The sequence below is a fragment of the Polynucleobacter sp. 35-46-11 genome (assembly GCF_002281105.1).
In genome coordinates this window covers 1-3,977 of record NZ_NCFJ01000227.1, presented here as the reverse complement: position 1 = coordinate 3,977, position 3,977 = coordinate 1, and the positions used below count along the sequence as shown (strand labels likewise).

The following is a 3,977-nucleotide window of genomic DNA, read 5'->3' as shown; positions in this document are numbered from 1 at the left end:
ATGTATCCAGCTGCTGGAGAGGCTAAAAACGCCACTGCCTGAGCCACATCCTCTGGGCTACCTAGGCGAGCTAAAGGAATGTTCGCTTTTAGCGAATTTTGTTGCTCTTCGCTCAATGCACGGGTCATATCAGTATCAATAAATCCAGGCGCCACACAGTTCACCGTGATATTTCGGCTACCAATTTCACGGGCCAGGGCACGAGTCATTCCAGATACACCTGATTTAGCAGCGGCGTAATTGGCCTGTCCAGGGTTACCCATGTGACCAACAATCGAGGTAATGTTAATAATGCGACCACCGCGGGCTTTCATCATTGGGCGCATTACCGCCTGTGACAAACGAAAAACAGCACTTAAGTTGGTATCGATCACATCAGTCCACTCGTCTGTTTTCATACGCATGGCTAGGTTATCGCGGGTGATGCCAGCGTTATTCACCAAAATGTTGATACCGCCAAAATCTTTGACGATCAAATCAATGATGTCCTCACAAGCTTTTGGGTCAGTCACATTCAATACTTCACCACGACCACCGCTCGCTTGTAAACGTGCATTGATTGCTTTGGCACCATCTTCGGACGTGGCAGTACCAATTACTTTGGCGCCACATTTCACCAACTCATCTGCAATGGCCTGACCAATTCCGCGCGATGCACCTGTCACCAATGCAATTTGTCCGCTTAAATCAAGATTCATAGTTATCTTCCGCTGTTTCTTTATTGTTTCAAGAGTGTATTTTTACTTTACCGCAGTCAATGCCTCATTGAGACTGACTTCATCAAAAATAGGTAGCCCAATAACTTTCTCATTGATGCGCTTAGTCAGCCCAGCTAATACCTTGCCTGGACCACACTCAATCACTTGAGTGATACCTTGTTGCGCCATGGCATTGATCGTCTCTTGCCAGCGAACTGGCTTAGCAGCTTGACGCACTAAGGCATCCTTAATCGCCGCTGGATCATTGAGAACATTCACATCAACATTATTGACTACTGAAATAGTGGGGACCTTAAATTCAATCTCAGCCAAGTAGCCTTTGAGTTTTTCAGAAGCAGGCTGTAGCAATGATGAATGAAATGGTGCGGAAACTGGTAATGGCAAAGCGCGTTTCGCGCCAGCCGCCTTGAGCAATTCACAGGCCTTAGTCACCGCATCAGTTCCACCAGCAATCACTACCTGACCTGGGGCATTGAAGTTCACCGCTTCGACTACGCCACCGGATGCTGTAGCAGCTTCAGCACAAACCGTCTTCACAATTGCATCATCCAAACCCAAGATCGCAGCCATGCCACCAGTACCAACTGGAACCGCTGTTTGCATTGCTTCAGCACGAAAGCGCACCAAAGGCACAGCATCCTTGAAAGAGATTACGCCAGCAGCAACCAAAGCGGAGTACTCACCCAAGCTATGACCAGCCATCATCTGAGGAACAGCGCCACCAGAGGCCAACCATGCGCGATAAAAAGCGATCGCTGCAGTCAACATCACAGGCTGTGTATTGGTTGTTAAAGATAATGCTTCTGCAGGGCCTTCAGCAATCAGCTTTGCAACATCTTCACCCAGAGCTTCTGAAGCCTCCTGAAGGGTCGCACGAACTTCAGGGCGATCAGCAATCGTGTTGAGCATCCCAACTGATTGGGAACCTTGGCCTGGAAATACAAATGCAAATGTCATATGAATAGTCGCTGAATAATAGTTGTGAATATATTTTTAGCTTTAGCGCTTTGCTTTGATATTTTGCTTTAGCGCTTCGCTTTAGTATTTAATGACTGCGGCACCCCAAGCAAAGCCACCGCCCACACCCTCCAGTAGAAGGTGTTGACCACGTTGAATTTGACCAGAGCGAACTCCAACATCCAAAGCAAGCGGTATGGATGCAGCGGAGGTATTACCGTGCTCATGGACTGTCACAATGACATTGTCCATCGACATGCCCATCTTGCGAGCCGTGCTCTCCATGATGCGAATATTGGCTTGGTGTGGCACCAACCAATCAACTTGTTCTGGCTTGAGATTGGCTTTTTCTAGCGCCTCATGCGCAACTTGCTCAAGCACCTTAACCGCCAGCTTAAATACCGCAGGACCATCCATAGTTAAGTAAGCGGAACCATCTACACCACCCTGCTTAGCACGCCCTGGTACGCACAGGATATCGCGCTGACTACCATCAGCATGTAAGGCTGTTGCCAAAATGCCTGGTTCTTTTGAAGCTTCGAGAATCACTGCCCCAGCACCATCACCAAACAACACAGAAGTGGTGCGATCTTGAAAATCCAAAATACGGGAGAATGTTTCTGCGCCAAGAACCAATACTTTTTTGTAAGTCCCTGTACGAATAAATGCATCTGCAATCGCGAGGGCATAAGTAAAGCCAGCGCATACTGCCTGGACATCAAATGCCGCACAATTAGTATGGGCGCCCAACTTATCTTGCACTACGCAAGCGGTACTGGGGAAGCCGCCTAAATGATCTGGCGTAGATGTCGCCAAAATAATTAAATCAAGATCTTCTGAGGTATAGCCAGCAGTCTCTAATGCTGCTTGAGCAGCTTTGACCGCTAAGTCACTGGTCAGTTGATTGTCTGCAGCAAAGTGACGCGCAGAAATTCCGCTACGAGTCACAATCCATTCGTCGCTGGTCTCGAGACCAATCTTAGCTAAACGCTCAACGAGATCCTGATTAGTTAATCGCTGCTCTGGCAGATAACTTCCAGTTCCCGCTATCCGTGAAAAAGTACTCATGATTATTTTGTCTCCGCCACAAAAGCTTGAGCGATGCGCTCTACCATGCGATTCTTTGCCGCTTCATATGCACGATCAAGCGCAAAACCAAATGCAAAACGATCTGCCGAGCCATGACTCTTAATGACGCAACCGCGCAAACCTAAAAGTACTGCCCCGTTGTAGCGACGATGATCTACACGCTTGCGTACACGCAAGAGCGGTACCATGGCGCAGATCGCCATTAACTTCGTAAGCCATGATCGATTAAATTCTTGTTTGATTAAACCACTCATCATCTTCGCCAAGCCTTCGCTTGCCTTGAGGACCACATTCCCAACAAAACCGTCGCACACCACAATATCCGTAGTGCCTTTAAAAATATCATTACCTTCTACGTTGCCATAAAAGTTTAAGTTAGTTTGGCGTAGCAACTCACTCGTCTGCTTCACCACTTCATTCCCTTTAATGACTTCTTCTCCAATATTGAGAAGGCCGATTGAAGGGTTTTGCGTGCCATCAACTACCTGAACCATAACGTTAGCCATTTGCGCAAACTGCACCAAATGCATGGGCTCGCAATCTGCATTAGCACCTAAATCCAGCATAGTGGTGCCGCGCCCTTTTTCGTTGGGGATCGCCGTAGCAATCGCAGGACGATCAACACCATCTAAGGTTTTGAGAATGTAACGAGAGATAGCCATTAAGGCTCCCGTATTGCCAGAAGAGATGATCGCGTCAGCTAGACCCTCTTTAACTTGCTCGATCGCTACGCGCATCGAAGAATCTTTTTTACGACGTAGTGCCACCTCAATGGGATCATCCATCAAGACAACCTCACTGGCGGAAATAATTTGAATGCGCTCCATTGGCGCTTTTGGAAATTGGCTCAAGGCTTGCTTGAGCGCTTCCGGATTACCAACTAAGGCAATCTTCACATCAGCATGTTTTTCAAGAAAATCACAACAGGCGGGGACCGTAACAACTACCCCGTGATCGCCGCCCATGGCATCGATAGCAAGAGTGACGCTCATAAAATCAGGTATTGCTGCAAGTGGTTTTATCCAAGAAAAAAGCGGCTTTTATGTGAGCCGCTTCTATCTTTTTAGACTAAAAAATTAGTCGTTTTTGGTTTTAACAACTTTACGGCCACGGTAGTAGCCGTTTGGTGAGATGTGGTGGCGCAAATGAGCCTCACCAGTTGTGGCTTCAACAGCCGTAGCAGGTGCGGTCAAAAAGTCGTGCGCACGGTGC

General features: G+C 47.7%; 5 protein-coding genes. All 5 read right to left on the bottom strand.

Features of this window, described 5'->3' with window-relative positions:
• Positions 1 to 698, bottom strand: a 698-nt coding sequence (fabG, locus tag B7Y67_RS12415; RefSeq protein WP_293598914.1) for a 3-oxoacyl-ACP reductase FabG, incomplete at its 3' end; no start/stop codon positions are given.
• Positions 699 to 740: 42 nt separating this feature from the next.
• Complete coding sequence (gene fabD / locus B7Y67_RS12410; RefSeq protein ID WP_293598913.1) at positions 741 to 1,676, bottom strand: ACP S-malonyltransferase; 936 nt, start codon at positions 1,674 to 1,676, stop codon at positions 741 to 743.
• An 81-nt stretch (positions 1,677 to 1,757) separates the two neighbouring features.
• Entirely contained in the window at positions 1,758 to 2,744 is a 987-nt protein-coding gene (locus B7Y67_RS12405) for a beta-ketoacyl-ACP synthase III (protein ID WP_293598912.1), read from the bottom strand.
• A 2-nt stretch (positions 2,745 to 2,746) separates the two neighbouring features.
• On the bottom strand, positions 2,747 to 3,757 hold the full coding sequence (plsX, locus tag B7Y67_RS12400; protein ID WP_215301510.1) for a phosphate acyltransferase PlsX: 1,011 nt from the start codon (positions 3,755 to 3,757) through the stop codon (positions 2,747 to 2,749).
• Between the two features lie 84 nt (positions 3,758 to 3,841).
• Positions 3,842 to 3,977, bottom strand: a 136-nt coding sequence (gene rpmF, locus B7Y67_RS12395; protein ID WP_293598856.1) for a 50S ribosomal protein L32, incomplete at its 5' end; no start/stop codon positions are given.